This is a genomic window from Sphingomonas sp. BRN-1R, assembly GCF_057748035.1.
The window spans coordinates 1460537-1486292 of record NZ_CM173236.1 but is presented as its reverse complement, the minus strand read 5'-3'; the positions used below and the strand labels follow the sequence as shown (position 1 = coordinate 1486292).

General features: G+C 66.4%; 27 protein-coding genes. 11 read left to right on the top strand and 16 right to left on the bottom strand.

Annotated elements, in window-relative coordinates; all coding sequences use genetic code 11:
- Positions 1-170: 170 nt before the first annotated feature.
- Both AC3ANX_RS06815 and AC3ANX_RS06810 read left to right on the top strand, forming a co-directional pair.
- Positions 171-794, top strand: coding sequence for a DUF4136 domain-containing protein (locus AC3ANX_RS06815; protein WP_488336243.1), 624 nt, complete (start codon positions 171-173; stop codon positions 792-794).
- Positions 791-1909: a M14 family metallopeptidase gene (locus AC3ANX_RS06810; protein ID WP_488336242.1), complete on the top strand. Its 1119-nt coding sequence runs from the start codon at positions 791-793 to the stop codon at positions 1907-1909. The genes AC3ANX_RS06815 and AC3ANX_RS06810 overlap by 4 nt, the downstream gene beginning before the upstream one ends.
- Positions 1910-1912: 3 nt before the next feature.
- Here the strand turns inward: AC3ANX_RS06810 and AC3ANX_RS06805 are convergent, their stop codons facing one another.
- Positions 1913-2851, bottom strand: coding sequence for a class I SAM-dependent methyltransferase (locus AC3ANX_RS06805; protein ID WP_488336241.1), 939 nt, complete (start codon positions 2849-2851; stop codon positions 1913-1915).
- Between the two features lie 205 nt (positions 2852-3056).
- On the opposite strand from AC3ANX_RS06805, the gene AC3ANX_RS06800 reads away from it, so the two are divergent.
- The 3 genes from AC3ANX_RS06800 to AC3ANX_RS06790 are packed head-to-tail and all read left to right on the top strand — an operon-like array spanning position 3057 to position 6114.
- Complete coding sequence (locus tag AC3ANX_RS06800) at positions 3057-4607, top strand: MBOAT family O-acyltransferase (protein WP_488336240.1); 1551 nt, start codon at positions 3057-3059, stop codon at positions 4605-4607.
- 11 nt (positions 4608-4618) lie between these two features.
- Positions 4619-5710, top strand: a complete 1092-nt coding sequence (locus AC3ANX_RS06795) for a hypothetical protein (protein WP_488336239.1) — start codon at positions 4619-4621, stop codon at positions 5708-5710.
- 2 nt (positions 5711-5712) lie between these two features.
- On the top strand, positions 5713-6114 hold the full coding sequence (locus AC3ANX_RS06790; protein ID WP_488336238.1) for a VOC family protein: 402 nt from the start codon (positions 5713-5715) through the stop codon (positions 6112-6114).
- Between the two features lie 21 nt (positions 6115-6135).
- Here AC3ANX_RS06790 and AC3ANX_RS06785 read toward each other — a convergent pair whose 3' ends face one another.
- Together AC3ANX_RS06785 and AC3ANX_RS06780 are read right to left on the bottom strand one after the other, a co-directional pair.
- Positions 6136-6273: a hypothetical protein gene (locus AC3ANX_RS06785; RefSeq protein WP_488336237.1), complete on the bottom strand. Its 138-nt coding sequence runs from the start codon at positions 6271-6273 to the stop codon at positions 6136-6138.
- A gap of 187 nt (positions 6274-6460) precedes the next feature.
- A complete protein-coding gene (locus AC3ANX_RS06780) occupies positions 6461-6682 on the bottom strand; it encodes a hypothetical protein (protein ID WP_488336236.1) in 222 nt (73 codons plus the stop codon).
- 253 nt (positions 6683-6935) lie between these two features.
- Here AC3ANX_RS06780 and AC3ANX_RS06775 point away from each other — a divergent pair, with 253 nt between their 5' ends.
- The 4 genes from AC3ANX_RS06775 (at position 6936) to AC3ANX_RS06760 (ending at position 10812) form a co-directional block, all read left to right on the top strand.
- Positions 6936-7721: a sulfite exporter TauE/SafE family protein gene (locus tag AC3ANX_RS06775; protein ID WP_488336235.1), complete on the top strand. Its 786-nt coding sequence runs from the start codon at positions 6936-6938 to the stop codon at positions 7719-7721.
- A gap of 55 nt (positions 7722-7776) precedes the next feature.
- The gene (locus tag AC3ANX_RS06770) at positions 7777-8994 is read left to right on the top strand and encodes an MFS transporter (RefSeq protein WP_488336234.1); all 1218 of its coding nucleotides are present in this window, start codon (positions 7777-7779) and stop codon (positions 8992-8994) included.
- A 97-nt stretch (positions 8995-9091) separates the two neighbouring features.
- Complete coding sequence (locus tag AC3ANX_RS06765) at positions 9092-10033, top strand: glycosyltransferase family 2 protein (protein ID WP_488336233.1); 942 nt, start codon at positions 9092-9094, stop codon at positions 10031-10033.
- Entirely contained in the window at positions 10030-10812 is a 783-nt protein-coding gene (locus tag AC3ANX_RS06760; protein WP_488336232.1) for a glycosyltransferase family A protein, read from the top strand. Before AC3ANX_RS06765 ends, AC3ANX_RS06760 begins: the two co-directional genes overlap by 4 nt.
- Positions 10813-10821: 9 nt before the next feature.
- Here the strand turns inward: AC3ANX_RS06760 and guaA are convergent, their stop codons facing one another.
- Positions 10822-12378, bottom strand: coding sequence for a glutamine-hydrolyzing GMP synthase (gene guaA / locus AC3ANX_RS06755; RefSeq protein ID WP_488336231.1), 1557 nt, complete (start codon positions 12376-12378; stop codon positions 10822-10824).
- Between the two features lie 146 nt (positions 12379-12524).
- On the opposite strand from guaA, the gene AC3ANX_RS06750 reads away from it, so the two are divergent.
- Positions 12525-12839 (top strand): hypothetical protein, encoded by a 315-nt coding sequence (locus tag AC3ANX_RS06750; RefSeq protein WP_488336230.1) that lies wholly within the window; start codon positions 12525-12527, stop codon positions 12837-12839.
- 37 nt (positions 12840-12876) lie between these two features.
- Here the strand turns inward: AC3ANX_RS06750 and AC3ANX_RS06745 are convergent, their stop codons facing one another.
- From AC3ANX_RS06745 to AC3ANX_RS06715, 7 genes are all read right to left on the bottom strand, one after another.
- On the bottom strand, positions 12877-15021 hold the full coding sequence (locus tag AC3ANX_RS06745; RefSeq protein WP_488336229.1) for a prolyl oligopeptidase family serine peptidase: 2145 nt from the start codon (positions 15019-15021) through the stop codon (positions 12877-12879).
- A gap of 202 nt (positions 15022-15223) precedes the next feature.
- Positions 15224-15643, bottom strand: coding sequence for a 50S ribosomal protein L17 (rplQ, locus tag AC3ANX_RS06740; protein ID WP_488336228.1), 420 nt, complete (start codon positions 15641-15643; stop codon positions 15224-15226).
- 239 nt (positions 15644-15882) lie between these two features.
- Complete coding sequence (locus AC3ANX_RS06735; protein WP_488336227.1) at positions 15883-16947, bottom strand: DNA-directed RNA polymerase subunit alpha; 1065 nt, start codon at positions 16945-16947, stop codon at positions 15883-15885.
- Between the two features lie 97 nt (positions 16948-17044).
- On the bottom strand, positions 17045-17434 hold the full coding sequence (gene rpsK, locus AC3ANX_RS06730; protein WP_034161671.1) for a 30S ribosomal protein S11: 390 nt from the start codon (positions 17432-17434) through the stop codon (positions 17045-17047).
- Positions 17435-17541: 107 nt separating this feature from the next.
- Positions 17542-17910, bottom strand: coding sequence for a 30S ribosomal protein S13 (gene rpsM, locus AC3ANX_RS06725; protein ID WP_488336226.1), 369 nt, complete (start codon positions 17908-17910; stop codon positions 17542-17544).
- A 225-nt stretch (positions 17911-18135) separates the two neighbouring features.
- Entirely contained in the window at positions 18136-19539 is a 1404-nt protein-coding gene (locus AC3ANX_RS06720) for a sensor histidine kinase (protein ID WP_488336225.1), read from the bottom strand.
- Positions 19508-20200: a winged helix-turn-helix domain-containing protein gene (locus AC3ANX_RS06715; RefSeq protein WP_488336224.1), complete on the bottom strand. Its 693-nt coding sequence runs from the start codon at positions 20198-20200 to the stop codon at positions 19508-19510. The genes AC3ANX_RS06720 and AC3ANX_RS06715 overlap by 32 nt, the downstream gene beginning before the upstream one ends.
- Before the next feature lie 290 nt (positions 20201-20490).
- Here AC3ANX_RS06715 and AC3ANX_RS06710 point away from each other — a divergent pair, with 290 nt between their 5' ends.
- Entirely contained in the window at positions 20491-21549 is a 1059-nt protein-coding gene (locus tag AC3ANX_RS06710) for a CAP domain-containing protein (RefSeq protein WP_488336223.1), read from the top strand.
- A 3-nt stretch (positions 21550-21552) separates the two neighbouring features.
- Here the strand turns inward: AC3ANX_RS06710 and AC3ANX_RS06705 are convergent, their stop codons facing one another.
- The 5 genes from AC3ANX_RS06705 to rpmD form a co-directional block, all read right to left on the bottom strand.
- Positions 21553-22200 carry an adenylate kinase gene (locus AC3ANX_RS06705; RefSeq protein ID WP_488336222.1) on the bottom strand — a complete coding sequence of 216 codons (648 nt, stop codon included), beginning with the start codon at positions 22198-22200 and terminating at the stop codon, positions 21553-21555.
- A gap of 32 nt (positions 22201-22232) precedes the next feature.
- Complete coding sequence (gene secY, locus AC3ANX_RS06700; protein ID WP_488336221.1) at positions 22233-23597, bottom strand: preprotein translocase subunit SecY; 1365 nt, start codon at positions 23595-23597, stop codon at positions 22233-22235.
- Between the two features lie 171 nt (positions 23598-23768).
- Positions 23769-24320 (bottom strand): 50S ribosomal protein L15, encoded by a 552-nt coding sequence (gene rplO / locus AC3ANX_RS06695; protein ID WP_488336220.1) that lies wholly within the window; start codon positions 24318-24320, stop codon positions 23769-23771.
- Between the two features lie 72 nt (positions 24321-24392).
- Positions 24393-25496, bottom strand: a complete 1104-nt coding sequence (locus AC3ANX_RS06690) for an acyltransferase family protein (protein ID WP_488336219.1) — start codon at positions 25494-25496, stop codon at positions 24393-24395.
- A gap of 80 nt (positions 25497-25576) precedes the next feature.
- Positions 25577-25756, bottom strand: a complete 180-nt coding sequence (gene rpmD, locus AC3ANX_RS06685) for a 50S ribosomal protein L30 (protein WP_488336218.1) — start codon at positions 25754-25756, stop codon at positions 25577-25579.

Sequence of the window (25756 nt, the reverse complement as noted above, 5' to 3'; positions counted from 1 at the left end):
GAGGCGCTCGCCTATAGTCGCGCATGGCCCAAGTCAAGGTCGCGGGCCTTTGAAAAATCTCCGCCTGCCGACATAATGCCGACACATCCCTCGCGCCCAAGCGGGATACGATCGACCGGCGCGAGCGTTCCACCACGGTAGCGAGCGCGCGAAAACAAGGAAGCACGAAGATGAAGGCGTTGTTTGCAGTGGCGATGGCATTCCCCGCGCTGGCGCTGGCCGGATGCGCGACGACGACGGGCGGGCCGGTGCAGGTGACGCGCTTCCACCTCGGTGCGCCGATGGTGACGGGCACGCTCGCGGTCGAGCCGGCACCGGGCGGATCGCCCGCCAGCCTCGAGTTCAAGACCTATGCCGCAGCGGTGCAGACCGAGCTGATGCGCTACGGTTATGGCGCGCCGGCGGCGAACGACGTGGGCCAGTTCCTCGCCGTGGTCGGCTTCACGCGCACCACCGAAGCGGATGGCCCGGCGCAGCGCTCGGGCGTCTCGCTTGGCCTTGGCGGCGGCGGCTTCACTGGTGGCGGGCGGCGCGGCGGCGGCGGCGGCGTGGGCCTCGGCGGGGGCATCTCGTTCCCGATCGGCAAGCCCAAGCAGCGCTACGTCATCCTCACCGAACTGTCGGTGCAGATCAAACGCCGCAGCGACGGCAGCGTGATCTGGGAAGGCCGCGCGCGCACCGCTGCGCCCGAGACGGCCGCCGCCGCACAGGCCGACATGGCCGCGCACAAGCTGGCGAGCGCCTTGTTCAAGGACTATCCGGGCGTGTCCGGGCGCACTATCACGGTGCGATGAGCATCAGCATCAACGCCGCGTTCGACAGCGGCAACATCCGTGTCGTCGGGATCGACGGCGATGTCGTCACGCTGGAAATCGTCACCGACGCGCAGAGCGATTTCTACCAGTGGTTCCACTTCCGGGTGGCGGGCGCGAAAGGTCGCGCCCTCACCTACCGGATCGTCAACGCCGCCGGCTCGGCCTATCCGCCGGGCTGGCCGGGCTACAGCGTGCGGATGAGCACCGACCGCGAGACGTGGCGGCTCGCTCCCACGCGCTACGAGGGCGGCGCGCTGGAGTTCGGCTCGACCGGCGAGGACGATCTCGTCTGGTTCGCCTATTTCGCGCCCTATACGATGGACCGCCACGACGCGCTGATCGCGCGCATGGCGGCAGAGCCTGGCGTGACGCACCGCGAGCTCGGCCAGACGCTCGACGGGCGCGCGATGGATTGCCTCACCGTCGGCGACGGCCCCAAGCCGGTGTGGCTCTACGCGCGCCAGCATCCCGGCGAGACGATGGCGGAATGGTGGATGGAGGGTGCGCTCGAACGGCTCACCGATACCGCCGATCCGGTGGCGCAAGCGCTGCGCGCAAAGGCGACCTTCCACCTCGTCCCCAACATGAACCCCGACGGCAGTTTCCGCGGGCATCTGCGCACCAATGCGGCGGGGGTGAACCTCAACCGCGAATGGCACGCGCCGACCCCGGAAAAGAGCCCCGAGGTGCTGTGCGTGCTGCGTGCGATGGATGCGACCGGCGTCGCCTTCGCGATGGACGTGCACGGCGACGAATCGATTCCGGCCAATTTCATCGCCGGGTTCGAGGGCATCCCCAACTGGACCGATGCACAAGGCGCGAAGTTCTACGATTTCCAGAAGCGCCTGTCCGCGCACACGCCCGATTTCCAGATGGAGCTGGGCTATGGCAAGTCCGCGCCCGGCAAGGCCAACCTTACCATGTCGACCAACCAGATCGCCAACCGCTTCGGCGCGGTGGCGATGACGCTGGAGATGCCGTTCAAGGACCATGACGCCAATGCCGACGCCGAATTCGGCTGGTCCCCCGAGCGATGCAAGCGCCTCGCGCATGCCAGCCTATACGTGCTGGCGGAGATGATCGACGGGCTTTGAGCCCTAAGCCGGGCGGCGCGCCAACACCGAGCAGTTGATCGACAGCTTGTGCTTCTCCGCCCGGGCGAGCGTGGTGCCCGACATCGGGAAGGCGGCGGCGTGGATCACCTCCAGCCCCGCCTCGCGCACCAGCGCCTGCGCATGGTCGAGCCCTTCGAACAGGAAGATGTGGTCGGGCGCGGGGCTGTTGGCGGGGACGTTGATCCACGCGAGGCCACCCGGCGCGAGCCAGCGCGCGACCGATCGTAGCGCTTCGAGCGGCTGTTCGAGATGTTCGAGGATCTCACTCATCACGATGCTGTCGAACGCATCGCCTTCCCCCGGCGCGCCGACGGTGAACACGTCCTGCACCATCAGATCGACCGGCGCGGTTACGCCCAGCCGCGCGAGCGCGTCGCGGGTCTTGTCGATGCTGGTCGGGCTGACGTCCCAGCCGGCGATCTTCGACAGGCGACCCGAGGCGGCGGCGAAGTAGAGCAGCAGGCCATGCCCCGGGCCGACCTCGAGATGCTTGGCACCCTCGGGCAGTCGCGGCAGAACCTCGTTCACGAAATAGGCGAACGTCTCGGCATGGTTCGACCACAATACGTCGGACAGCAGCAGCCCGTTCATGTAGCGATCCATGAACGGCCCGTTCGAGTAACATTCGGCGACGGCATCCTCGAACCGGCTAAGCCGGTAGGTCTCGTTGCGGCGGAAGTGGACTTCCTCGGGCAGCATGATCTCCTCGCAGAAGAAGCGGTAATCCGCCGCCAGCGTGGCAAGCCCGCCCTCGCCGTCCGCCAGCTTCAGGATCGCGTCGCCGAGCCGCTCGGCGACCGCCTGCACAGCCTCGCTGCGCCCGGCGAAGCTCTTCTCAAGAAAGCGGGTGTGTTCGGGCCAGATCGCGACGACGCTGTCGAAGATCCGCATGGCGGACGACTGCACGATTTCATCGATCATCGAATTGTCTCCCGCCACACGCTTGGCGCGGACTATAGGGGCAGCGGGACCCCAAGCAAGCAGACGCAGCATGACAAATGCGTAAGGTTCGACCGCGCCAGTCTAATCCCGCTGGACATTCGCGCTGCGCCGCCGCACGGGTTGGGCGGGGGCCTGCACAGGGCGGGTAGCGACATCACCGGCGACAAGGCGAGCGAAGCACGCGATGCTGTTCAACTCGGCAGAATTTCTGTTGCTGTTCTTGCCGGCGGCGCTGTTGCTCTACCATCTGGTGTTCGCGCGGTCGCAGCGCACCCGCCAGCCTTTCCTGATCGCGGCGACGTTGGTGTTTTATGCGATCGGTGGGAAAAAGTTTCTGCTGTTGCTGCTGCTGTCTGTGGTGGCGAACTTTCTCGCCGCGCGCATCATCAGCCGCGCCGCGCCTGAAAGCCCGACCCGCCGCGCGGCGCTCGTGCTCGGCATCGCGTTCAACCTCTCCCTGCTGTTCTACTTCAAATATGCCAGCGCCGCGATCATCGGCGCGAACGGGCTGTTCGGGCTCGACATGGCGGTCAAGCATATCGCGCTGCCGCTCGGCATCTCGTTCTTCACCTTCCAGCAGGTCGGCTTCCTGATCGATCTCGCACGTGGCCGCTTCGTGATGAAAAGCGCGCTCGATTACGCCTCGTTCGTGCTGTTCTTCCCGCAACTGCTCGCCGGGCCGATCGTCCGCTATGAGGAACTGGTGCCGCAGTTGCGCCGGCCCGCGCCGGGCGCGGCGTCGTCGCATGTGCTGATCGGCATCACCATCTTCGCGATCGGGCTGTTCAAGAAGACCGCGATCGCCGATTCGCTCGCGACGCTGGCGACGCCGGTGTTCGACCATGCCGCCACCGGCACCGCGCCCGGCTTCGCCGCCGGCTGGATCGCCGCCTTCGCCTATACCGCGCAGATCTATTTCGATTTCGCCGGCTATTCGGACATGGCGATCGGCGCGGCGCGTACCTTCGGCATCGTGCTGCCGCTCAACTTCCACTCGCCGCTGCGTGCCGGCAGCATCATCGAGCTGTGGCGGCGCTGGCATGTTACACTCAGCCGCTGGGCTCAGAGCTATATCTTCCAGCCGCTGTCGATCCCGCTCGCGCGCTTCTCGGCGGATCATGCGCAGGGCCGGACCGCCTCGTTCCTGCTGTCGATCGCGCTGCCGACGATGCTGTCGATGATCGTCATCGGCGTGTGGCACGGTGCCGGCTGGACCTTCATCCTGTTCGGCGTGATGCAGGGCATCTACATGGCGGTGAACGAATATTGGCGGATGCTGCGCCGCAAGGCGCGCAAGGCCCGTAAAGGTCCGCCGCCGGCCTGGACGGTGATGCTGTCGCAAGCGGCGATGCTGATCGCCTTCGTGGTGGCGGAGGTGATGTTCCGCTCGCCCACGGTGGCGGCGGCGGGGACGATGTATGCGGGGATGATCGGGCTGGGCGGTGGCGGCGGTCTGGCCGGCGTCGCGGCGGCGTGGCCGGGCGGCATCGGGGGGGGCATCGCGATCGTGCTGCTCACCTATGTCGTGGTGTATGCCGCGCCCAATACGCAGGAGATCATGAGCCGATACGAGCCGGTGTTCGATTGGGCGAAGTGGCGCAAGATCGACGCGCCGCGCATCGCCGTCACCTGGCGGCTGAGCCCCGCGTGGGTGGTCGCCTCCGCCGCGCTGCTGTTCGTCGGGTTCGTGTGCATGATGCGCGGCACCACCAACTTCATCTACTTCAACTTCTGACGGTGGCCGGCATGCAGGCGAGCAACGGCATGGACGAGACGCTGGCGGCGCAACCGCCTGCGCGCGGGCTGCTGGTGCTGTTCGTGCTCGCGTTCTTGGGCGTCTGCGTCGCGGCGACCGCGCTGCCGCACGACCGCTACATCCGCTACCAGCAGCTTACCAATTCGTGGCAGCCGGGCACCTGGATCTACGAGCGGCTGCATTACGACCATACGCCGATCGACATCGCCATCATCGGTGCATCGCGTACCGAAATCGGCATCAGCGCTCCGCAGGTCGAGCGGATCCTCACGGCGCGGCTCGGCCAGCCGGTTCATGTCGTCAATCTGTCGCTGCCACTCGACGGACGCGACCTCCATTACGAGCTGACCCGCGAGTTGATCGCCACGCATCCCGAGGTGAAGCTGATCCTCTATTCGATGATCGAGCACAGCTCGCGCACCGGACACCGCATGTTCCGCTATGTCGCGGACACCGGCGACGTGGTGCGCGCGCCGCTGATCCTCAATCCCGAATATTTCGGCAACCTCGTGTTCCTGCCGTTTCGTCAGGTCAGCATGTTCCTCCAGACGCAGGCGCCCGCGCTTTTCGGGGTGCGCCGCACGTTCGATCCGAAGCTGTACTGGGGCACCGATCACGACACGACCACCAGCCACCCCTCGATGGCGGGCAAGTGGGTCGACCGCGATACGGTGCACCCGGCCGACACACTGGCGGTGCAGGCCGCGGGCAAGATCGCGGTGCGCACGCCGGTGTTCCTCGGCCAGCGCTACCGCGACTACGAATATGTGATCGAGCGCCATTACACCCGTAAATCCGCCGAACTGGCGAAGCGGCACGGCGTTGCGGTCGGCTTCGTCTATCTGCCGATCTACGGGCATCACTTCGCGATCACCGATCTGCCCTTCTACCGCGCGCACGGCTTCATCATGAGCGGCGACCTCCTCGCCGACGATCACCGCAACTATTCGGACTATGCGCACTTCAACCAGATCGGCACCGGCCGCATGTCGCGCTGGATCGCCAAGCGGCTGGCCGCGCTGGAGCAGGCCGGAGAGCTGCACTTCCTGCCCCCCGCCCCACCCCCGACCAAGGCGAACTGACCATGTTCGAAGCCTATACGCTCCACCATGTCGGCATCATCGCGCCCGATCTTGAGGATGCGGAGGCGTTCATGGGCAAAATGGGGCTGGTCGAAAGCTACCGCGGCCGGGTCGATCTGTGGGGCTGCTGGTGCATCTTCACGCGGGCGGCGGCGGGCGCGGTGATCGAGCTGGTCGTGCCCGACGAGGGCAGCGTGCTGGCGAAGTTCAACAAGGGTGCGGGCGGCGTCCACCATTTCGCCTATCAGGTGGAGGATCTTCGCGCGACGATGGCATGGTGCGCGGAACGGGGCCTGCGCATGCTCGAACCCGAACCGGTCAAGGGCGCGGGCGATTTCCTGTGCAACTTCGTCAACCCGGTCGACACGCGCGGTGTTCAGATCGAGTTCGTCCAGCCGTTGTGAGCCGGTGCGGGCGCCTGTTGGTTACAGAACGAAGAAGCTGATGATCCCGGCCCAGATCACCAGACTGAAAGCACCACCGAGCACGACACCGCCGATGATTTCAGCGCCCTTCAGTTCGTCGGGTGCGAACTTGCTTCGCGATTGCTCCACGCGACCCATTGTTCTCTCCTAATCACGCCGCCGCGAGCGCTTCGGCTCATCGACGGACCGACGTATCGCTGAATTCGTTAAAAACCTTAAAACACCAGAATGGTGTCTTTGTCCGTTCATCAACGATCAATGTTGGCGCAGGTTCCGCGTGAGGGGAAAGGATGTTGCGTGCCGACCGGCGTGCGGCAGCTCAGGATCAGTGCGCGTCGCGTGCGATCTTGCGCGATGCATCGATCGTCAGACCGGCGATCACCAGCGGTTCGAGCGACCAGCCGTCACACTCGGGATCGCCACAGCGACATTCACTCGCGGCCCAATGAGTCCGTCCGATACGAACGGTGTCTCCGAAAATGGCAAAGTTGTCGATCGACATCGATCGAAGATGAGCAGCCAGCGACTCGCGAATGATTTCTCCCATTGGGAGATTGTCTCTCTTTCGATGGTGCGGCGCAATAACCTAGCTACGCCGGATCGGTTGGTTTTCCGGCAAGACGAACGGCTGCCGGGTTATTACGAATATTGGTCAACCCCGCATGATCCCCTAGCGGTGCCGGTCGCGCCGCAAACCCACGCGCGGGCGCCGACAAGCTTCTGTTTGTTGCGGCACCGGGGCGTGCGGTGCATGGCGCGTCCGATTGCTTTCAAAGGCTTCGCTTGCAAAAGGCTGCTGCATGATTCTTGCCGGTATCAACCCGCTCTATTCGGTGGCCGGTTTCGCGGTGGGGATGCTCGTGGGGCTGACCGGCGTCGGCGGCGGCTCGCTGATGACGCCGTTGCTGGTGCTGCTGTTCAACTTCCACCCGGTGACGGCGGTGGGCACCGATCTGCTCTACGCCTCCGCCACCAAGTCGGTCGGCACCGGCGTCCACGGCTTCAACCGCACGGTGGAGTGGCGCGTGGTGCGCCTGCTCGCGCTCGGCAGCATTCCCGCGACGGTCCTGACGCTGATCGCGCTCGGCTATGCGGACAAGCATGATGCGCACACGGTCGAGGTCGTCACGGTCGTGCTGGGCGTCACGCTCATCATCACCGCCATCGCGATGCTGTTCCGCACGCTGATCGTCACCGCGATCGCGCCGGTGATGGAGGCGTTGAGCCAGCGCCGTATCGGACTGCTGACGGTCGCGCTCGGCGTGTTGCTGGGCGTGCTCGTGTCGCTCACCTCGGTCGGCGCGGGCGCGATCGGGATGACCGCGCTGCTCGCCCTCTATCCGCAACTGCCGACCAACCGGCTGGTCGGCTCGGACATCGCGCACGCGGTGCCGCTCACGCTGATCGCGGGCGCCGGCCACTGGGCAATGGGCGCGGTCGATTTCGGGCTGCTCGGCAGCCTGTTGATCGGGTCTGTGCCGGGCATCATTATCGGCAGCCTCGTGTCCGCGCGCGTGTCCGACGGCGTGCTGCGCACGATCCTCGCCATCACACTGATGGTGGTCGGCACCAAGCTGCTGTTCTAAAAGCGCGCCTGCCGTGCTAGCCGCCCCCGCTTGGCGGCGGAGAGTCGGAACAAACATGCGGTTCGAACATCGCGCGGTGCCGATCGTGCTGGCCGCCGTGCTGATCGACACGATCGGCTTCGGCATCGTCATGCCGGTGCTGCCCGCGCTGATCGTGCAGTTGAAGGGCGGCAGCCTGTCCGATGCGGCACGCACCGGCGGCGCGCTGCTGATCGCGTTCGCCGCCGCGCAGTTCTTCGCGGGGCCGATCTTCGGCAATCTCGGTGACAGGTTCGGACGTAGGCCGGTGCTGCTCGCGGCGATGGTGGCCTTTGCGATCGATTATGCGCTGATGGCGTTCGCGCCGACGATCGGCTGGTTGTTCCTCGGCCGGATCATCGCCGGCGTGGCGGGTGCGATCTACGGCCCCGCCAATGCCGTGCTCGCCGACGTGACGCCGGTGGAGAAACGCGGCGAGACCTTCGGGCTGATGGGCGCGGCGTTCGGCGCGGGCTTCATCATCGGCCCCGCGATCGGCGGGCTGCTGGCGGGCTTCGGCCCGCGCGCGCCGTTCCTCGTCGCCGGCGGGCTGGCGGTGGCGAATGCGGCGTGGATGGCGGTCGCCATGCCGGAGACGCTCAAGCCCGCCGATCGCCGGGCGTTCGACTGGCGGCGCGCCAATGCGTTCGGCGCGTTCGGGCCGCTGTTCCACGCCGGCGGCGCTGCGCCGCTGCTGATCGTCGCGTTCTGCTGGCAGCTCGGGCAGATGGTCTATCCCGCCACCTGGGCGTTCTGGTGCGAGATCCGCTTCGGCTGGAGCGCGCACTGGACCGGCCTGTCGCTCGCCGCATCGGGCGTGACGATGGCGCTGACGCAGGTGTTCGTCACCGGCCGCGCGATCCGCCGCTTCGGGGAGGCGCGCACCGTGATGATCGGCATGGCCGTCGCGATCGTCACCTTCGCCGCGCTCAACCTGGTGACCGCCGGGTGGATGGTGTTCGCGCTGATCGCGTTCGGGTCGCTGAGCGGGCTCGTCTTCCCCGGCATCAACGCTTTGCTGTCGCGCAGCGTCGATTCGGCCAATCAGGGCGCGCTGCAAGGCGGCATGGCGAGCGTGGGCAGCGTGGCGGAGGTGCTCGGCCCGCTGGCAATGACGCAGACGCTCGCGGTGGGGGCGGAACACGGGATTCCCGGCGCGGCGTTCGCGCTGGCGGCGCTGCTGGCGTTGGTGTCGTTCGCCGTGCTGTGGCTGGGCATCGTGCGGCGCGGCGGGCGCGTACCAAACGCGCCCTGAAGGCTGCGTTCGCATCTTGAGGCTGCCCGCGCGTCAAGCGGGGATCGCCCGCGGCGCAGCTTCGTTGTGCGCGGTGACGAAGACGATGGGGGCGCAGATGACGGACCAGCGGATCGCCCTGGTGGCGACCATGCGCAACGAGGGGCCGTACCTCCTCGAATGGCTCGCCTATCATCGCGCGATCGGCTTTACCGAGGTGATCGTCTGCACCAACGATTGCGTGGACGGATCGCCCGATCTGCTCGACCGGCTGGAAGGGCGCGGGCTGGTGCGGCACCTGCGCTGCACCCCTGCCCCGGACGACAAGGCGCAACTGTTCGCCTACCAACAGGCGCAGGCGCTGCTGGCGGACGATTGGCCCGAGGTGGTGATGGTGCTCGACGCCGACGAGTTCCTCAACGTGCATGTCGGTGCGGGCATGGTCGCCGATCTGCTCGGCGCGGTGCCGGCGGCGACCGCATTCCTCATCAACTGGCGGATCTTCGGTGCCGCCGGCCACCGGCACTGGTCGCCCGAGCCGGTGCTGGAGCGCTTCACGCGTGCCGCCGTCCGCGACAATGGCGTCAACTGGTCGTTCAAGACGCTGTTCCGCCACCCGCAAGCCTATCACTGTCCGCTGCTCCCGCACGGCCCCGGCTTCGCGCGCGAGGAGTGCGTGGCGACGTTGCGACCGGTCGACGGCGCGGGCGCGCCGCTGCCGGAGCAATACGCTCGCTCGGAGACGTTCCTGCAAAGCGAAGCTGGCACGGTCTCGTGGGCGCTCGCCCAGATCAACCATTACAACACCCGCACCTGGGAAGATTATCTCGCCAAGCACGCGCGCGGCGGCGGACTGGGGCCGGAGCGGTGGCCGCGCGACGAGAATTGGGCGATCTTCAACCGCAACGAGGAGGAGGATCTGAGCATTCAGCGCCATCTGCCGGCGGTGCGTGCCACGCTCGCCGAATGGCTTGCCGACGTTGCCATCGCGCAGGCGCACAGCCGCTGCGTCGACCTGTACGGCGCGCATGTCGCGCAGCTTGCGCGGGCGGCGGCATGACCGAGCCGTTCACCTTCGGCATTCCCCTGATCGCGCGCGACGCGTGCGATGACTGGCCGCTGGTCGAGCATCTGCTCGACCTGACATTACGTTCGGTCCTGGCGCAGCGCGATGGCGATTTCCGCGTGTTCCTCGCCGCGCACGACACACCCGCGCCGTGGCGGCAGGTGGCGGCGGACCCGCGCTTCGTCCGCCTCGCCGCCGACTGGTCGGTCGCCGAGCCGACCGCCGCCAACGACGACGGCGGCCGCAAGAAGTGGCTCGTCAAGCAGGCCGTGCGCGAGCGCGGTGGCGGCCTGTTGATGTTCCTCGATGCCGACGATTGGGTGTCGCGCGATCTGGTGGCGGCAGCGCGCGCGACGATCGCGCCCGGTGCGGTCGGCGGGATCGTGCCCGACGGCGTGGCGCTCGACTATGCGAGCTTGCGCGCCGCCCCCTTCCCGCTCGGCGACGGCTTCGGCTTTGACGAACTGTGCGGCTCCAGCACGATTGGGCGGGTCGTGCCCGGCGACGCGACGCCGTGGCGGCACGATCCCCACCTTGCGCTCGGCTCGCATCACGAATGGACCGAAAGCGCGGCGCGGCTCGGCGTTGCGCTCGCGCGCCTGCCGGTGAGCGGCCTCTACATAATGGGCACCGGGCAGAACCATTCCGAACGCCAGGGCCCGTTCGCATCGTGGCGCCGCGATGTGACCGAAGCGGTGCGACGCGACGGCGCGCCGCTCGACGAGGCGCTTGCCGCTATGTTCGGGCAAGACCTCGCCGCGCTACGCCGATAGCGCGGCCGTTCATTCCCACTCGATCGTGCCGGGCGGCTTGCTCGTATAGTCGTAGGTCACGCGGTTCACGCCGCGTACCTCGTTGACGATCCGCGTCGAGACACGCGCGAGGAAGCCGCCGGGGAATTCGAACGCCTGCGCGGTCATGCCGTCGGTGGAGGTGACGGCGCGCAGCGCCAGCACGCTGTCGTAGGTGCGCCCGTCGCCCATCACGCCGACGCTGCGCACCGGCAGCAGCACCGCGAACGCTTGCCAGATCGCATCGTACAAGCCGGCGTTGCGAATCTCCTCAAGGTAGATCGCATCGGCCTTGCGCAGGATGTCGCAGCGTTCCTTAGTGACTTCGCCGGGGATGCGGATCGCAAGGCCCGGCCCCGGGAACGGATGCCGTCCGACGAACGCCTCGGGAAGGCCCAGTTCGCGGCCCAGCGCGCGCACCTCGTCCTTGAACAGCTCACGCAGCGGCTCGACAAGCTGCATGTTCATGCGCTCGGGCAGGCCGCCGACATTGTGGTGGCTCTTGATCGTGACCGAAGGGCCGCCGGTGAAGCTGACGCTCTCGATCACGTCGGGATAGAGCGTGCCTTGCGCTAGGAAATCCGCGCCGCCGACCTTCTTGGCCTCGGCCTCGAACAGATCGATGAACGCCGCGCCGATGAACTTGCGCTTCTTCTCGGGGTCGGTGACGCCAGCCAGCCCCTCCAGGAACGTCGCCTCGGCATTCACGTGCACGAGCGGGATGTTGTACGAATTGCGGAACAGGCTGACGACCTGATCGGCCTCACCCGATCGCATCAGGCCGTGGTCGACGAACACGCAGGTGAGCTGCTCGCCGATTGCCTCGTGGATCAGCACCGCCGCCACCGCCGAATCGACCCCGCCCGACAGGCCGCAGATCACCCGGCCGCTGCCGACCTGCTTGCGGATCTCGGCGATCTTGGCGGCGCGGAACTCGGCCATCGTCCAGTCGCCCGACAGGCCGCAGACGTGGCGGACGAAATTGGCGAGGAACTTGGCGCCATCGGGCGTATGGACCACCTCGGGGTGGAACTGGGTCGCGTAATAGCGGCGCGCATCGTCGGCCACCACCGCATAGGGCGAGCCGGGCGACACCGCGACCGGGCGGAAGCCGGGCGCGAGATCGATCACCTTGTCGCCGTGGCTCATCCAGACCTGATGGCGCTCCTCGCGTTGCCAAAGCCCGTCGAACAGCACGCATTCGTCCTGGATGGTGATGAACGCCTGCCCGAACTCGCCCGATTCGCCGAGCACGACCTCGCCGCCGAGCTGCTGCATCATCACCTGCTGGCCGTAGCAGATGCCGAGCACCGGCACGCCGCTGTCGAAGATCACCGGCGGCACGCGTGGGCTGTTCTCGTCGAGCACCGAGGCCGGGCTGCCCGACAGGATCACGCCCTTGGGGCTCATCCGCGCGAACGCTTCGGCGGCGGTCGTGAAGGGGGCAATCTCGCTATAGACCCCCGCCTCACGCACGCGCCGCGCGATGAGCTGGGTCACCTGGCTGCCAAAGTCGATGATGAGGATCGAATCGGTGGGATGTGTCATGCGGCCCGATACCGGCTCGCACCCGATCGCGCCACCCCGCGCGTGGGCCTGCGCACACTGTAACAAAAAACCGTTTCACAAAACGGACGCATATATGTCATCATTCTGTAACATCGCGATCAAGCGGTGAATGGAAGGATGTTGTCATGGCAAAACTGATTGCTCTCGCTTTGCTTGTCGCCGCGCCGCTGTCGGCACCGGCAGTGGCCGCCCCCGCCGCGCCCGGCTCGGTCGCGACGCTCGAAGCCGTTACCCGCGTGAACCCCGCAGATGGTGGTGCCGCGATCGAACTCGCGCAGGCCTATCTGCGCGCCGACCGACCCGGTGAAGCCGCCACGACGTACCGACGCGCACTCGCGCTCGACAATGTGATGCTGGAAACGCCGACCGGCGACTCGGTCTGGTCGCACCAGGTTGCGCGCCAGGCGCTCTCGACCGCGACGGTGCTGTCCGCGCGGTGATATCGGCAGGGGCGCTGCGGCGCCCCCTGCTCGTCGCTTACTCGACCGGCTTGATGGCAAGCCCGGTCCACTTCGCCGCGAACGCCCAATTGTCGGCGGTTTCGGCGATCACCTTGTCGGTCGGCTTGCCGCTGCCGTGGCCGGCGCGGGTCTCGATACGAATCAGATGCGGCTTGGGGCCGATATCCGCCGCCTGCAACGCCGCCGCATATTTGAAGCTGTGCCCCGGCACGACGCGATCGTCGGTATCGGCGGTCTCGACCATGATCGCCGGATAGTCGCGCCCGCCCTTGACGTTGTGGTACGGCGAATAGGCGTACAGCGCGCGAAAGTCGGCTTCCTTCGCGGGATAGCCGTAATCGTCGACCCAATAGCGCCCGGCGGTGAACCGGTCGAAGCGCAGCATGTCCATCACGCCCACCGCCGGCAACGCCGCCGCGAACAGATCGGGCCGCTGGTTGGTGACAGCGCCGACGAGCAACCCGCCGTTGGAGCCGCCCTGGATCGCGAGCCCGTCCGGGGACGTGATGCCCTGGCTTTTTAGATACTCGCCGGCCGCGATGAAATCGTCGAACACGTTCTGCTTGTTGGCGAGCCGCCCGCCGTCGTGCCACGCCTTGCCATATTCGCCGCCGCCGCGAATGTTCGCCACCGCGAGCACCCCGCCCTGCTCCAGCCACGCGATCCGCGTCGCCGAGAAGGCGGGCGTCACCGAAATGTTGAACCCGCCGTAACCGTACAGCAAGGTCGGCGCAGGCCCGGTCACGTCCTTGCGGCGCACGACGAACATCGGCACCTTGGTGCCGTCCTTCGAGGCGTAGAAGCGCTGCTCGACCCCATAAGCGGCGGGATCAAACGCGACCTTGGGTTGTGCCCAGACGGTCGACTGGTTGGTCTTCACGTCGTAGCGGTAGATCGTCGTCGGCGTGGCGAAGCTGGTGAAGGCGTAGAAGGTCTCGCTGTCATCCTGCGCGCCGCTTCCCCCCGTCACCGCGCCGATGCCGGGCAGCGCCACCTTGCCCTCGGGCGTGCCGTCGAGCGCGTAACGGCGCACCTCGGATTTCACATCGACCAGATAGTCGGCGATCAGCTTGCCGCCATGGATCGCCGCGCTTTCGAGCACCGCGCCGTTCTTGTCCTCGGGCACGACCTCATGGATCGGCGGCACGGCCGAGCGCGCATCGAGGTTGGTCGAGACGATCCGCAGCCGTGGCGCGTCCTTGTTGGTCGACCAGTAGAAGTTCGCGCCTTCGTTGCCGACCAGGGTCCACTCGTTCTCCAGCCCCTTGAAGATCGTGCGCGGGGTCGGGTGCGCCGCGGCGAGATCGATGACGGTGATCTCGTAACGGTTGTCGGTGCCCTCGGTGGTGGTGATGACCAGCCACTTGCCGTCCTCGGTAAGCTGCGCACCGTGGCCGCGCTTGGGATGATCGGGCGTTTCGTAGATCAGACGGTCGGCCGATTGCGGCTGGCCGAGCGTGTGGAAATAGATCTTCTGGTTCTCGTTGAGCGCCTGAAACTTCTCGCCCGACGGTGGTTCCGGGAAGCGCGAGTAATAGAAGCCGGAGCCGTCCTTCGCCCAGGAAAGGCCGGAGAATTTCACCCACTCGATCGTGTCGGGCAGCAGCTTGCCGGTCGCGATATCGAGCACCTTGATCGTACGCCAGTCGGTGCCGCCGTCCTGCACGGTGTAGAGCACTTTCCCGCCATCCTCGGAGGGCACCCACTCGCCGAGCGCGGTGGCGCCGTCCTTCGACCAGCCGTTGGGGTCGATCAACACGCGGCCTTCGCCGTTCAGGCTATCGCGTACGTACAGCACCGCCTGGTTCTGCAAGCCGGCGTTGCGCGAATAGAAGTAGCGCGTACCCTTCTTCACCGGCAGCCCGAAGCGTTCGTAATCGAGCAACTGCTGGAGCCGCGTCGCGAGGATCTCGCGGCCCGGCAGCGTCGCGAGATAGGCGTTGGTGGTCGCGGTCTGCGCATCGACCCACGCCTGCACCTTGGCATCGGTGCGCACGTCGTTCTCGAGCCAGCGGTACGGATCGGCGACGTGCACGCCGAACTGCTCATCGACCTGATCGACGCGGGGGGTGGCGGGATAGGTCATGGCGGGAGCCTTGCTGGTCTGGGCGGGGAGCGGGCTGGAGATAACGAGCGCAATCAGCGGAAGGGCGCGGCGCATCAACAACTCCCGAAGTGAAAAAGGAGCCGCACCGTATCCGGTGCGACTCCTTTTTCAATCTCATTCCAGACCGTTCGTGTCGAGCACAGCCGAAACTCGAACGGTGAAGCATGAGGCCGCGACGCGGCAAAGCCGCGTCGTCGGTCGAAGCTACGCTTCGCCGGCCGTACGAGGACGGAAGGCGTGCGCAGCTTCGCTGCGCTTACGCGTCCTCGTAATCATCCTCGTTCATCACCGGGCCCGAATCCTGGCCCTTGGCCGAGACGTCGCGATCGACGAACTCGATGATCGCCATCGGCGATGCGTCCGAAGCGCGGATGCCGGCCTTGATGATGCGGGTGTAACCGCCGTTGCGAGCCGAATAGCGATCGGCCAGCACATCGAACAGCTTCACCAGCATCGCATCGTCGAGCAGACGCGCATGCGCGAGACGACGGTTCGAAAGACCGCCCTTCTTGGCGAGCGTGACGAGCTTCTCGACGTAGGGGCGCAGTTCCTTCGCCTTGGCGACGGTGGTGGTGATCTGCTCGTGCTTGATGAGCGCTGCCGACATGTTGCGGAACAGCGCGATGCGGTGAGCCGAGGTCCGCTGAAGTTTACGACCGCCAACACGATGACGCATGGTTCAATCCTTTCGTTCGTTAAGGGGCCGTGTCACGGAACCCCAGACCTGGTGGGGACGGGAGAGCCCACCGAAAAACCCGTCACCCCAGCGAAAGCTGGGGTCTTTATGAGTAGGGCACCCGACCCTTAGGGAGCTACGCCGCGGCAAAGCCGCGTCGTCGGACGGGTTCGACTTGCGCCGACCCGCCGGCCGGGCTTTCGCCGTCTCCGGGGCAGCTTGCGCTGCCCCGGTGCGGCTCAGCCCATAATCTCCTGCTCGAGCTTCTTGGCCATCTCTTCGATGTTCTCCGGCGGCCAGCCGGGGATCTCCATGCCGAGACGGAGACCCATCGACGACAGCACTTCCTTGATCTCGTTGAGCGACTTGCGGCCGAAGTTCGGCGTGCGCAGCATCTCGGCCTCGGTCTTCTGAACCAGATCGCCGATGTAGATGATGTTGTCGTTCTTGAGGCAGTTGGCCGAACGCACCGACAGTTCGAGCTCGTCGACCTTCTTGAGCAGGTAACGGTTGATCTGCTGCGTGTCGCCGGCGACTTCGCTCGTGGCCGCAGGTGCAGCGACACCGATCGGAGCCGAGCGCGTCATCGCCGAATCGTCGAAGTGGACGAACAGCGCGAGCTGGTCCTGAAGGATACGACCGGCATAGCCGACAGCGTCCTCAGGCGTGACGGTGCCGTCGGTCTCGACGTTGAGCGTCAGCTTGTCGTAGTCGAGTTCCTGCCCAACGCGGGTGTTCTCGACCTTGTACGACACCTGCCGCACCGGCGAATACAGCGCGTCGACCGGGATCAGGCCGATCGGCGCATCGGCCGGACGGTTGGCGACCGCCGCGACATAGCCCTTACCGACATCGGCGGTGAGTTCCATGTTGAGCGTCGCGCCGTCGTCGAGATGGCACAGCACCAGCTTGGGGTTCATCACCTCGATGTCGCCCGAAACCGCGATGTCGCCCGCCGTGACGGTGGCCGGGCCGGTCGCCGAGAGCTGGAGGCGCTTCGGCCCCTCGCCCTGCATGCGCAGCGCGATCTGCTTCACGTTGAGGACAATGTCGGTCACATCCTCGCGCACGCCGGCGAGCGAGGAGAATTCATGCAGGACGTTCTCGATCTTGATCGAGGTGACGGCGGCACCCTGGAGCGACGACAGCAACACGCGGCGCAGCGCGTTGCCGAGCGTCAGGCCGAAACCCCGCTCGAGCGGCTCGGCGACGAAGGTCGCCTTGCGCTTGGGATCGCCGCCCGGCTTCACTTCGAGGCCGTTGGGCTTCTTCAATTCCTGCCAGTTCTTAGCATTGACGGACACGGGCTTCCCCTTGGTTTTGGGCGGGAGCGGGAGGGCAACTCCGGCCTTGGGCGAATCGTCCGCGACTGGCAGCGAACCGCGCGCGGACGAGACGAATTCAGACGCGGCGGCGCTTCGAGGGGCGAACGCCGTTGTGCGGGATCGACGTCACGTCACGGATCGAGGTGATCTGGAAGCCGACCGCTTGAAGCGCGCGCAGAGCCGATTCACGGCCCGAACCCGGGCCCTTCACTTCGACTTCGAGCGTGCGCACGCCGTGCTCGGCGGCCTTCTTGCCGGCGTCTTCCGCTGCGACCTGCGCCGCATACGGGGTCGACTTGCGGCTGCCCTTGAAGCCCATCATGCCCGCCGACGACCACGAGATCGCGTTGCCCTGGGCATCGGTGATCGTGATCATGGTGTTGTTGAAGCTGGCGTTCACATGCGCCACGCCCGAGGTGATGTTCTTCCGCTCGCGGCGCTTGATGCGCTGAGGTTCGCGTGCCATTTCTTTGTTCCTATATCCCGAAATACTGAGACCGGGAGGCTGCGGACGTTAGCGCCCGGCGCGCCTCCGGCGGAGAAGAGGTTAAAAACAGTCCCCCGGACTGATTTTTACTTCTTCTTGCCCGCGATCGGCTTCGCCTTGCCCTTGCGGGTGCGCGCGTTGGTGTGCGTGCGCTGGCCGCGGACCGGCAGGCCCTTGCGGTGACGCAGGCCGCGATAGCAGGCCAGATCCATCAGACGCTTGATGTTCATCGCGGTCTGACGGCGAAGATCACCCTCGACCGTGTGGTCGGCGTCGATCGTCTCGCGGATCTGGAGCACTTCGGCGTCGGTCAGGTCCTGAACGCGGCGTGCCGGCTCGATGCCCAGCTTGGCAGTGATTTCCTTCGCCTTGGTATCGCCGATACCGTGGATATAGGTGAGCGCGATCACCACGCGCTTGTTGGTCGGGATGTTGACGCCCGCGATACGTGCCATGAAACTCTTTCTCCTGCTCCACAGGGCCTGCATGGCTGCATGCCCCATCTCAACGCGTTGCCGTTTTCCGAAACGCACGACAGCGGCGCGCGCACGAAGCGCCGCCGGTAGCCGGTGGGTCGGAATAGCGGGCAGGTAAGGAGTCGCACACCCGCTGTCAAGCGAGTCGCACCCACGCCTGGCGGGCCACCGATAAAGCCTTACGCGCACGAAGGTTCCGCCGCATCAGGCGACCGGCACGACGATCGCGGCGAGCAGACCCGGCGCATTGTCGCCAAGGTCGAGCCGCCCGCCGTGCAGCCGCGCGACCGCCTCGACCAGCGCCATGCCGAGCCCGGCCCCCGGCGTGGTGCGCGCGCCATCGAGCCGCCCGAAGCGCCGCAGCGCCAGCGCGCGGTCGGCCTGCGCGATACCGGGGCCACGATCCTCGACCTGGACGCGCAACTCGCGGTCGTCGCGCGCCAGCCGCAGCGTCACCGCCCCGCCCGCGCCCGCATGGCGCAGCGCATTGTCGATCAGGTTGGTGATTGCCTGCGTCATCAGTTCGCGGTGCAGGATCACCCGTTCGCCCGCAGGCTCGCCTTCCGCTTCGATCCTCGTGGTGAAGGTCATGCCGGCATCCTCGACCACCGGGGCGTACAGCTCGGCGATCTCCTCCACCAGCGCGGCCGGGTCGACGCTGGCGAAGCGGTCGCGCGAGACGGATTCGGCGCGGCTGATCTCGATCAGCGTCGTCAGCATCCGCATCACCAGATCGGTCTCGACCAGCAGCCCGCCCATCGCCGCTTCGCGCTGCTCGGGATCGGCCTGGAGCACCGCCGCCTCCGCCTTGCTGCGCAGCCGCGCGAGCGGCGAGCGCAGATCGTGCGCGAACCCGTCAGTAACCACGCGCAACTCGGTCATCAGCCGTTCGAGCTTGTCGAGCATCGCGTTGAGCCGCGAGGCCAGCCGGTCGAACGCATCCTGCCCGCCCGCCACGCCGCGCACGCGCCGGGTGAGATCGCCCGCCGCCACCCCTTCGATCACATCCGCGACCTCGTTGAGCCGTCGGCCGACGTAGCGCGTCACCACCAGACCGACGACGAGGCCGAGCGCGAGCGACAGCAAGGTCGCGGCCACCATCGCCTGCTCGATACCACGCTGTTCCTGCTCCCAGTCGTCGAGCAGCCGCCCGCTGATGAGGAAGTTCGCGCCGATCTGCCGCACCGAATAGCCCGCCTCGCGTTCCGACCACGGCCGGTCGCCGCCGATCGTGCCGATGCGGAAGCTGGTCGGCTCGGGCGCGCCGACCAGCGCGATGTCCTGCGGCCCCACGCCGACACGCCGCCTGCCGCCCTGATCGACGATGGCGAGGATCAGCGACAGGTCGCCGGGCGCGCGCGCCTCCGCGATCGCGCGGGCGAGCGCCTGCTCGCCTCCCGACCGCCAGACCGAGACGAGCGCGTCGGATTGCTCGATCGTGTCGCGACGCAGCGCATCGACCGCATCGTCATGGATCTGCCGCCACACGAACGCGACCAGCACAAGGTTCGACACCAGCGCCAGCCCGATCGCCAGCAGCGCGATGCGCGCGGTGACGGTCAGGCGGAACGGGCGCTTAGCCGTCGGCAGAGAGTCGGTATCCGGCACCGCGCACGGTATGCAGGATCGGCGCGCGGAAGCCATCCTCGATCTTGCGCCGCAACCGCCCGATATGCACGTCGACCACGTTCGAGCCCGGATCGAAATGGTAGTTCCAGATCTTTTCGAGCATCATCGTGCGCGTCACCACCTGTCCGGCGTGCCGGGCGAGATATTCGAGCAGGTTGAACTCGCGCGCGCCGAGCGGGATCGCCCGCCCCTCGCGCGTGACGGTGCGCGCGAGCAGGTCGATCTCGAGATCGCCGACGCTGAGCTTGGTCACCTGGTTCTTCACCACCGCGAGATCGACCCGGCGCAGCAGCGCCTCGATCCGCGCGAACAGTTCCGCGAAGGAGAACGGCTTGCACAGATAATCGTCCGCGCCCGCCTTCAGCCCGTCGATCCGGTCATCCACGGTCGCGAGCGCCGACAGCATCAGCGCGGGCGTGCGGATACCCGCCGCGCGGATCGCGCCGATCATGGCGAGGCCATCGAGCCCGGGCAGCATGCGATCGGCGATGATGAGATCGAAAATGCCTTCGCTGGCAAGGAACAGCCCGTCGCGCCCATCGGCCGCGGTCTCGATCGAGAAACCCGCTTCGCCCAGTCCCTTGGCGAGGTAGGCGGCGGTGCCGGCATCATCTTCGACAATCAGGATCTTACGGGTCATGGACTCGGGCATTCCGGGCGGGACCTTTAGCCTAGAATGAAATGAGGCCGGCGGAAAGCAAGCCTTCCGCCGGCCAACGGCGCCCCCGGGAGTGCGGACGCCGATCTCGACATTTTCGCGGCCGTACGCTGCGGCCATGACGCTGTTCTAGGCGGGTCGGTTTGGCGTGCCGATGAAGCGTGGATGAAGAAGATGTCATCGACCGCCTCCGTAGCATTGCGAGTGCGGCCGAGCCCGCGCGCCGCTCACCTACAATGAGGTATTCGCCCGATAATCGAGACGCCACGCCGATGAAGAAACTCGCTCCTTTCGCAGTGCTTCTGCTCACCACCGCCTGCGGCGGCAGCGACTCAGGCGGCAGCACGATCACCCCGGTCGTCACCGCGCCTGCGCAAACGATCACGTCGGACACGACGACCGCTTCGCCAACCCCGACGCCGACGCCCACGCCAGCGGCGACGCCCGCCGTGGCGACCGGTCCCGACAACGTCTCCACTGCCGCCGCGCTCTATGCGACCCAGCCGAGCGCGACCAACTGCCTGCCCGGCCAGCTCAAGCCGAGCGTCACCGCGCACATGCTCGAACTGATCAACAATCTGCGCGCGCTGCACCACCTGCCGCCGGTCGGCTATTCGACCGACGACGAACAATCCGCGCAACAGGCATCGCTGATGATGGCCGCCAACAAGGCGATGAGCCACACCCCGCCGACGACGTGGAAATGCTATACCGACGCCGGTGCGGCTGCCGCCGCAGCGAGCAACCTTTCGGGCTTCACGCAGGGCGCCGCGTTGCCGCCGCAGTCGGACGACGCGATCCTGGCGGGCTGGATGGCGGAGACCGACAACGTCGTCGCGAACAACGTCGGCCACCGCCGCTGGCTGCTCAACCCGTTCGCGACCACCTTCAGCTACGGCCGCACGATCGTCAGCGGCGGAACCGGCTCGATCCTCGACTATGCCGCCCTCAAGGTGTTCAACACCACCGGCACCGCCCCGGCAGGCGGCACCCTGCCCGAGTTCGTCGCCTATCCCTATGGCGATTACCCGGCGCGCTATTTCAAGACCAACGCGCTGCTGTCGTTCAGCGCGATCGCCTATACCAAGACGCGCTACGCCAACGCTTCGGTGACGTACACCAACGCGACGGTGCAGGTCGCGGTGCACGATGGCGCGCCCCTGACCGTGTCGAACATCAGCTCCGACAATGTCGGCATGGGCCTGCCCAACAACATCCAGTTCAACGTGGCCGGGCTCACCACCGGCGTCACCTACGACGTGACGATCGCCAACGTGAACCTGAACGGCACGCCTAAGACCTACACCTACAGCTTCCGGATCGTACCGTAAGCCTCAGCGGTCGAGAATAGCGGAGATCTGTGTGCTGACCTGCTCGATGTCCGCCATGCCGTCGACCCGCGTGACGAGCCCGCGCGCTTCGTAGAACGGCAGGATCGGCAGCGTCTTGGCGCGATACTCGGCCATGCGGGTGCGCACGGTCTCCTCGTTATCGTCGGGGCGGCGCTTGAACTCGGTCGAGCCGCACACATCGCACACGCCGGAAACGGCGGGCTGCTTGAAGTGATCGTGATAGCCCGCGCCGCACTTGGCGCAGGTGTAGCGGCCGACGATCCGCTCGACCAGCGCATCCTCGTTCACTTCGAGTTCGATCACCGTGTCGAGCTTGCGATCGTGCTTGGCGAGGATCGCATCGAGCGATTCCGCCTGCGCAGCGGTGCGCGGATAGCCATCGAAGATCGTGCCCTGATCCGCCGAAAGCGACCCGAGCTTGTCGTCGATCAGCGCCGAGACGATCTCGTCCGACACCAACGCACCCGAGTCCATGACCGCCGCCACCTTGGCGCCAAGCGGGGTATCGGCCTTGCGCGCGGCGCGCAGCATGTCGCCGGTCGAGAGCTGGACCATGCCCCGCGTCGTTTCGAGACGGCTCGCCTGCGTGCCCTTGCCCGCACCCGGCGGCCCCAGCAGAATGATGTTCAAGTCCCCATTCCCCTCATCCGGTCAGCCGCGCCTCAACGCAGCCGACCGCCCTTCAGCTTCGATTTCTTGATTAGATCGCCATATTGATGCGCGAGCAAGTGGCTCTGGATCTGAGTCACCGTATCCATCGTCACGTTGACGACGATCAGCAGGCTGGTGCCGCCGAGATAGAACGGGATCTGGAGCATCGACACCAGCTCCTCCGGCAGCAGGCAGATGATCGCCAGATAGCCGGCACCGAGCACGGTGATGCGGGTCAGCACGTAATCGAAATAGATCTCGGTATTCTTGCCCGGACGGATGCCGGGGATGAAGCCGCCATAGCGCTTGAGATTGTCCGCCGTCTCCTCGGGGTTGAACACCACCGCGGTGTAGAAGAACGAGAAGAAGATGATGCCCGCGCCGTACAGCAGCATGTACACGGGCGAGCCGTGCTGGAGATACTGGTTTAGCGTCAGGATCACGTCACTCCACCAACTGTTGCCCTCGACGCGCTTGCCGGCGAACTGCATGATCGTCAGCGGCATCAGCAGCAGCGACGAGGCGAAGATCGGCGGGATCACGCCGGCGGTGTTGATCTTGAGCGGCAGATGACTGCGATCGGCCTGCATGCCACGCTGCGTCTGCCGCTTGGGATATTGGATCAAGATGCGACGCTGGGCCCGTTCCATGAAGCAGATGAACAGCACCAGCGCGACCACCGCGACGACGATGCCGACGATGCGGAACCCGTCGAGGTTGCCCGAACGGCCGCCCTCGAACAGGTTGTACAGCGTCGTCGGCAGGTTCGCGACGATGCCGGCCATGATGATGAGCGACATGCCGTTGCCGATGCCGCGGCTGGTGATCTGCTCGCCGATCCACATCAGGAACATGGTGCCGCCGATCAGCGAGATCACCGCCGCGATGCGGAACATCAGGCCCGGGTCGACCACCGCCTGCACGCCCTGATTGGCGCCGAGCGTCTCAAGACCCACCGCGATGAAATAGCCCTGCACCGCCGTCAGACCGACCGTGCCGTAGCGGGTATATTGGTTGAGCCGCTTGCGCCCGCTCTCGCCTTCCTTCTTGATCGCGGCGAGCGTCGGCGACAGCGACGTGGCGAGCTGGATCACGATCGAGGCGGTGATGTAGGGCATCACGCCGAGCGCGGTCAGGCTCATGCGCTTGAGCGAGCCGCCCGAGAAAGCGTTGAAGAAGTCGAGCACGCCGCCGCTCGTCGATTGCGAGAGCTGGCTGAGCGCCGTCGGGTCAATGCCGGGCAGCGGCACGTAGCTGAGCAGCCGGAACACGATCAGCGCGCCGATCGTGAACCAAAGGCGCTTCTTGAGATCGGTCGCCTGTGCGAATTTCGACAGGCTCAGGCCTGAGGCCATCTGGTCGGCTGCGGATGCCATGCTGGAAGTCGTCCCGAATCAAACGGTCTAGGAAACAAAAACGGCGGAAAGCGTTTAACCGCCCCGCCGCTCATATAGTCATGCGTTTGGGGTTGCCTAGCGCCATTGTCGTCGCGGAGTTGGCCGCGACGCCCTCGCCCCGTCGCGTTTGTGCGCGACGGGGCGGTCAGATCACGCGTTGGCGGCGATCTTGGCGGCCTTGTCGGCCTTGCGCTCGCGATACTTGACGCCCTTCTTGGCGGCGGCCTTCTCGGCGGCGGGAACGACCTCGATCACCGACACCGAACCACCGGCCTTCTCGACCGCCTCGATTGCGCCCTTCGACGCGCCGGCGACGGTAAAGCTGAGCTTGGCCGTCAGCTCGCCCTTGCCGAGCAGGCGCACGCCATGCTTGCCGCCACGGGCCAGGTTTGCCGCCTTGAGCGCGGCGTGGTCGAGCGCCGCACCGGCCTCGATCTTGCCCGCGTCGACCGCCTTCTGAATTGCGCCCAGGTTCACCTCGGCGTAGTCCTTGGCGAAGATGTTGTTGAAGCCGCGCTTCGGCAGACGCATGTGAAGCGGCATCTGACCGCCTTCGAAGCCGGCGATGCTGACGCCCTCGCGGCTTTTCTGGCCCTTCTGGCCGCGCCCACCGGTCTTGCCCTTGCCCGAGCCGATACCGCGGCCGACGCGGATCTTGGACTTACGGGCGCCGTCGTTGTCGCGAAGTTCGTTCAATTTCATGGGATGCACTCGCTTTCGCTTCTGTCGCGCGTGAATGGAAGCGGCGGCGCATAGCGATGCGTGCGAGCTTTGTCACCCCTGAATCTGCGGGGCCTCCCCCCGCTCGACCGGCCCCGCCTGCGCGATCGTCTCGACCACGGCATCCTCGGCAATATCCACGATCGGACGACGGTGGTCGATCAGCCGCCGCAGCACCGCCGTCGCCGGCCGCTCGAACACGAAATGTAGCGCCAACGCGAGCGGGATCGCAACGCCGAGGCTTACCAGCAACGCGACCGTCAAGGCCGCTCCCGCAGGCACATGCGCGCTTACCCGGTCCGAAAACGCCGTCGCAAAGGGATGGCTGAGGTAGAGCGCGTAACTCGCCGCGCCTAGCAGCAGCACCGCCCGGCTGCGCGTGTAAATCCCTGCCTGCTCAAGCGCCACCGCACCGGCGACGATCACCCCCGACGCAAGCCCAAGCCAGGGACTATGGATGCGTAGTCCGATCTGCGGCGCGCACAGCAGCACCAACGCGCCGACCAGCAGGGCTGCACCGGCAAGCGGCGGCCGAACGAGCACACCACGCACCACCGCATAGGCGAGCATCATGCCGATGGCGAACGCGAGCATAATCGGCGCGGTGTAGAAGCTTAGCCACGCCACGCGCGGCGCGAGCAGCCAACCCGCCGCAACCAGCGCCACCACCGCCGCGCTCGCCACCCCGACCACGCGCGAGGTCCGCCCGCCACCGACCGCGATCGCGGCGGCGAACAGCGCGTAGAACATCATTTCGTAATTGAGTGTCCAGCCGAGAAAATAGAGCGGCTCCATCACCCCGCTCGGCTGGCGGAACGGGACGAACGCCAGCGACTGAAGGAAGTGCGCGAGCGTCGGTGGCGTGGCCTGCATCAGCGGGTAGCCGGTCACGATCGCCACAACGAAGAGCAGAATCGTGAATGCCCAATACAGCGGCACGACACGGATGATGCGATTGAGCAGGAAGCCGGCGGGCGACAGCGGGCGGCGCGCGAAGGTGTACACCATCACGAACCCCGAAATGACGAAGAACAGGTCCACGCCGGCATGGCCGAACCGGAACAGCCCGCCAAGACCGAGATGCGCGATACCGCCGACATGGACGAGGACGACGAGCAGCGCGGCGAGCGCGCGCAATGCCTGGACGTTATTCAGCATAAGAGCGGCCGATCTCCCCGATCGGCCGCTCCCTTAACGCAGATCTATGATCTGATCCACCCGAAACGGATGGGACGGGCTTACGCCTCGATGATCTTCACCATGTGCGCGACCTTGCGGATCATGCCCCGAACCTCGGGGGTATCCTCCAGCTCGCGAACGCGGTGCATCTTGTTGAGGCCGAGACCGATCAGCGTCGCGCGCTGGTCCTTCTCGCGGCGGATCGGCGAACCGGTCTGCGTGATCTTGATGGTTGCCAT

What these genes read in the sequence shown, in the direction of transcription:
- AC3ANX_RS06775 (WP_488336235.1), top strand. Translation starts at nt 6,936, where the DNA reads ATGATTCTTGCCGGTATCAACCCGCTCTATTCGGTGGCCGGTTTCGCG.
- guaA (WP_488336231.1), bottom strand. Translation starts at nt 12,378, where the DNA reads ATGACACATCCCACCGATTCGATCCTCATCATCGACTTTGGCAGCCAG.
- AC3ANX_RS06780 (WP_488336236.1), bottom strand. Translation starts at nt 6,682, where the DNA reads ATGGGAGAAATCATTCGCGAGTCGCTGGCTGCTCATCTTCGATCGATG.
- AC3ANX_RS06710 (WP_488336223.1), top strand. Translation starts at nt 20,491, where the DNA reads ATGAAGAAACTCGCTCCTTTCGCAGTGCTTCTGCTCACCACCGCCTGC.
- AC3ANX_RS06810 (WP_488336242.1), top strand. Translation starts at nt 791, where the DNA reads ATGAGCATCAGCATCAACGCCGCGTTCGACAGCGGCAACATCCGTGTC.
- rpmD (WP_488336218.1), bottom strand. Translation starts at nt 25,756, where the DNA reads ATGGCAACCATCAAGATCACGCAGACCGGTTCGCCGATCCGCCGCGAG.
- AC3ANX_RS06815 (WP_488336243.1), top strand. Translation starts at nt 171, where the DNA reads ATGAAGGCGTTGTTTGCAGTGGCGATGGCATTCCCCGCGCTGGCGCTG.
- rplO (WP_488336220.1), bottom strand. Translation starts at nt 24,320, where the DNA reads ATGAAATTGAACGAACTTCGCGACAACGACGGCGCCCGTAAGTCCAAG.
- AC3ANX_RS06800 (WP_488336240.1), top strand. Translation starts at nt 3,057, where the DNA reads ATGCTGTTCAACTCGGCAGAATTTCTGTTGCTGTTCTTGCCGGCGGCG.
- secY (WP_488336221.1), bottom strand. Translation starts at nt 23,597, where the DNA reads ATGGCATCCGCAGCCGACCAGATGGCCTCAGGCCTGAGCCTGTCGAAA.
- AC3ANX_RS06770 (WP_488336234.1), top strand. Translation starts at nt 7,777, where the DNA reads ATGCGGTTCGAACATCGCGCGGTGCCGATCGTGCTGGCCGCCGTGCTG.
- AC3ANX_RS06750 (WP_488336230.1), top strand. Translation starts at nt 12,525, where the DNA reads ATGGCAAAACTGATTGCTCTCGCTTTGCTTGTCGCCGCGCCGCTGTCG.
- rpsK (WP_034161671.1), bottom strand. Translation starts at nt 17,434, where the DNA reads ATGGCACGCGAACCTCAGCGCATCAAGCGCCGCGAGCGGAAGAACATC.
- rpsM (WP_488336226.1), bottom strand. Translation starts at nt 17,910, where the DNA reads ATGGCACGTATCGCGGGCGTCAACATCCCGACCAACAAGCGCGTGGTG.
- AC3ANX_RS06805 (WP_488336241.1), bottom strand. Translation starts at nt 2,851, where the DNA reads ATGATCGATGAAATCGTGCAGTCGTCCGCCATGCGGATCTTCGACAGC.
- AC3ANX_RS06715 (WP_488336224.1), bottom strand. Translation starts at nt 20,200, where the DNA reads ATGACCCGTAAGATCCTGATTGTCGAAGATGATGCCGGCACCGCCGCC.
- AC3ANX_RS06760 (WP_488336232.1), top strand. Translation starts at nt 10,030, where the DNA reads ATGACCGAGCCGTTCACCTTCGGCATTCCCCTGATCGCGCGCGACGCG.
- AC3ANX_RS06745 (WP_488336229.1), bottom strand. Translation starts at nt 15,021, where the DNA reads ATGCGCCGCGCCCTTCCGCTGATTGCGCTCGTTATCTCCAGCCCGCTC.
- AC3ANX_RS06785 (WP_488336237.1), bottom strand. Translation starts at nt 6,273, where the DNA reads ATGGGTCGCGTGGAGCAATCGCGAAGCAAGTTCGCACCCGACGAACTG.
- AC3ANX_RS06795 (WP_488336239.1), top strand. Translation starts at nt 4,619, where the DNA reads ATGCAGGCGAGCAACGGCATGGACGAGACGCTGGCGGCGCAACCGCCT.
- AC3ANX_RS06690 (WP_488336219.1), bottom strand. Translation starts at nt 25,496, where the DNA reads ATGCTGAATAACGTCCAGGCATTGCGCGCGCTCGCCGCGCTGCTCGTC.
- AC3ANX_RS06765 (WP_488336233.1), top strand. Translation starts at nt 9,092, where the DNA reads ATGACGGACCAGCGGATCGCCCTGGTGGCGACCATGCGCAACGAGGGG.
- rplQ (WP_488336228.1), bottom strand. Translation starts at nt 15,643, where the DNA reads ATGCGTCATCGTGTTGGCGGTCGTAAACTTCAGCGGACCTCGGCTCAC.
- AC3ANX_RS06790 (WP_488336238.1), top strand. Translation starts at nt 5,713, where the DNA reads ATGTTCGAAGCCTATACGCTCCACCATGTCGGCATCATCGCGCCCGAT.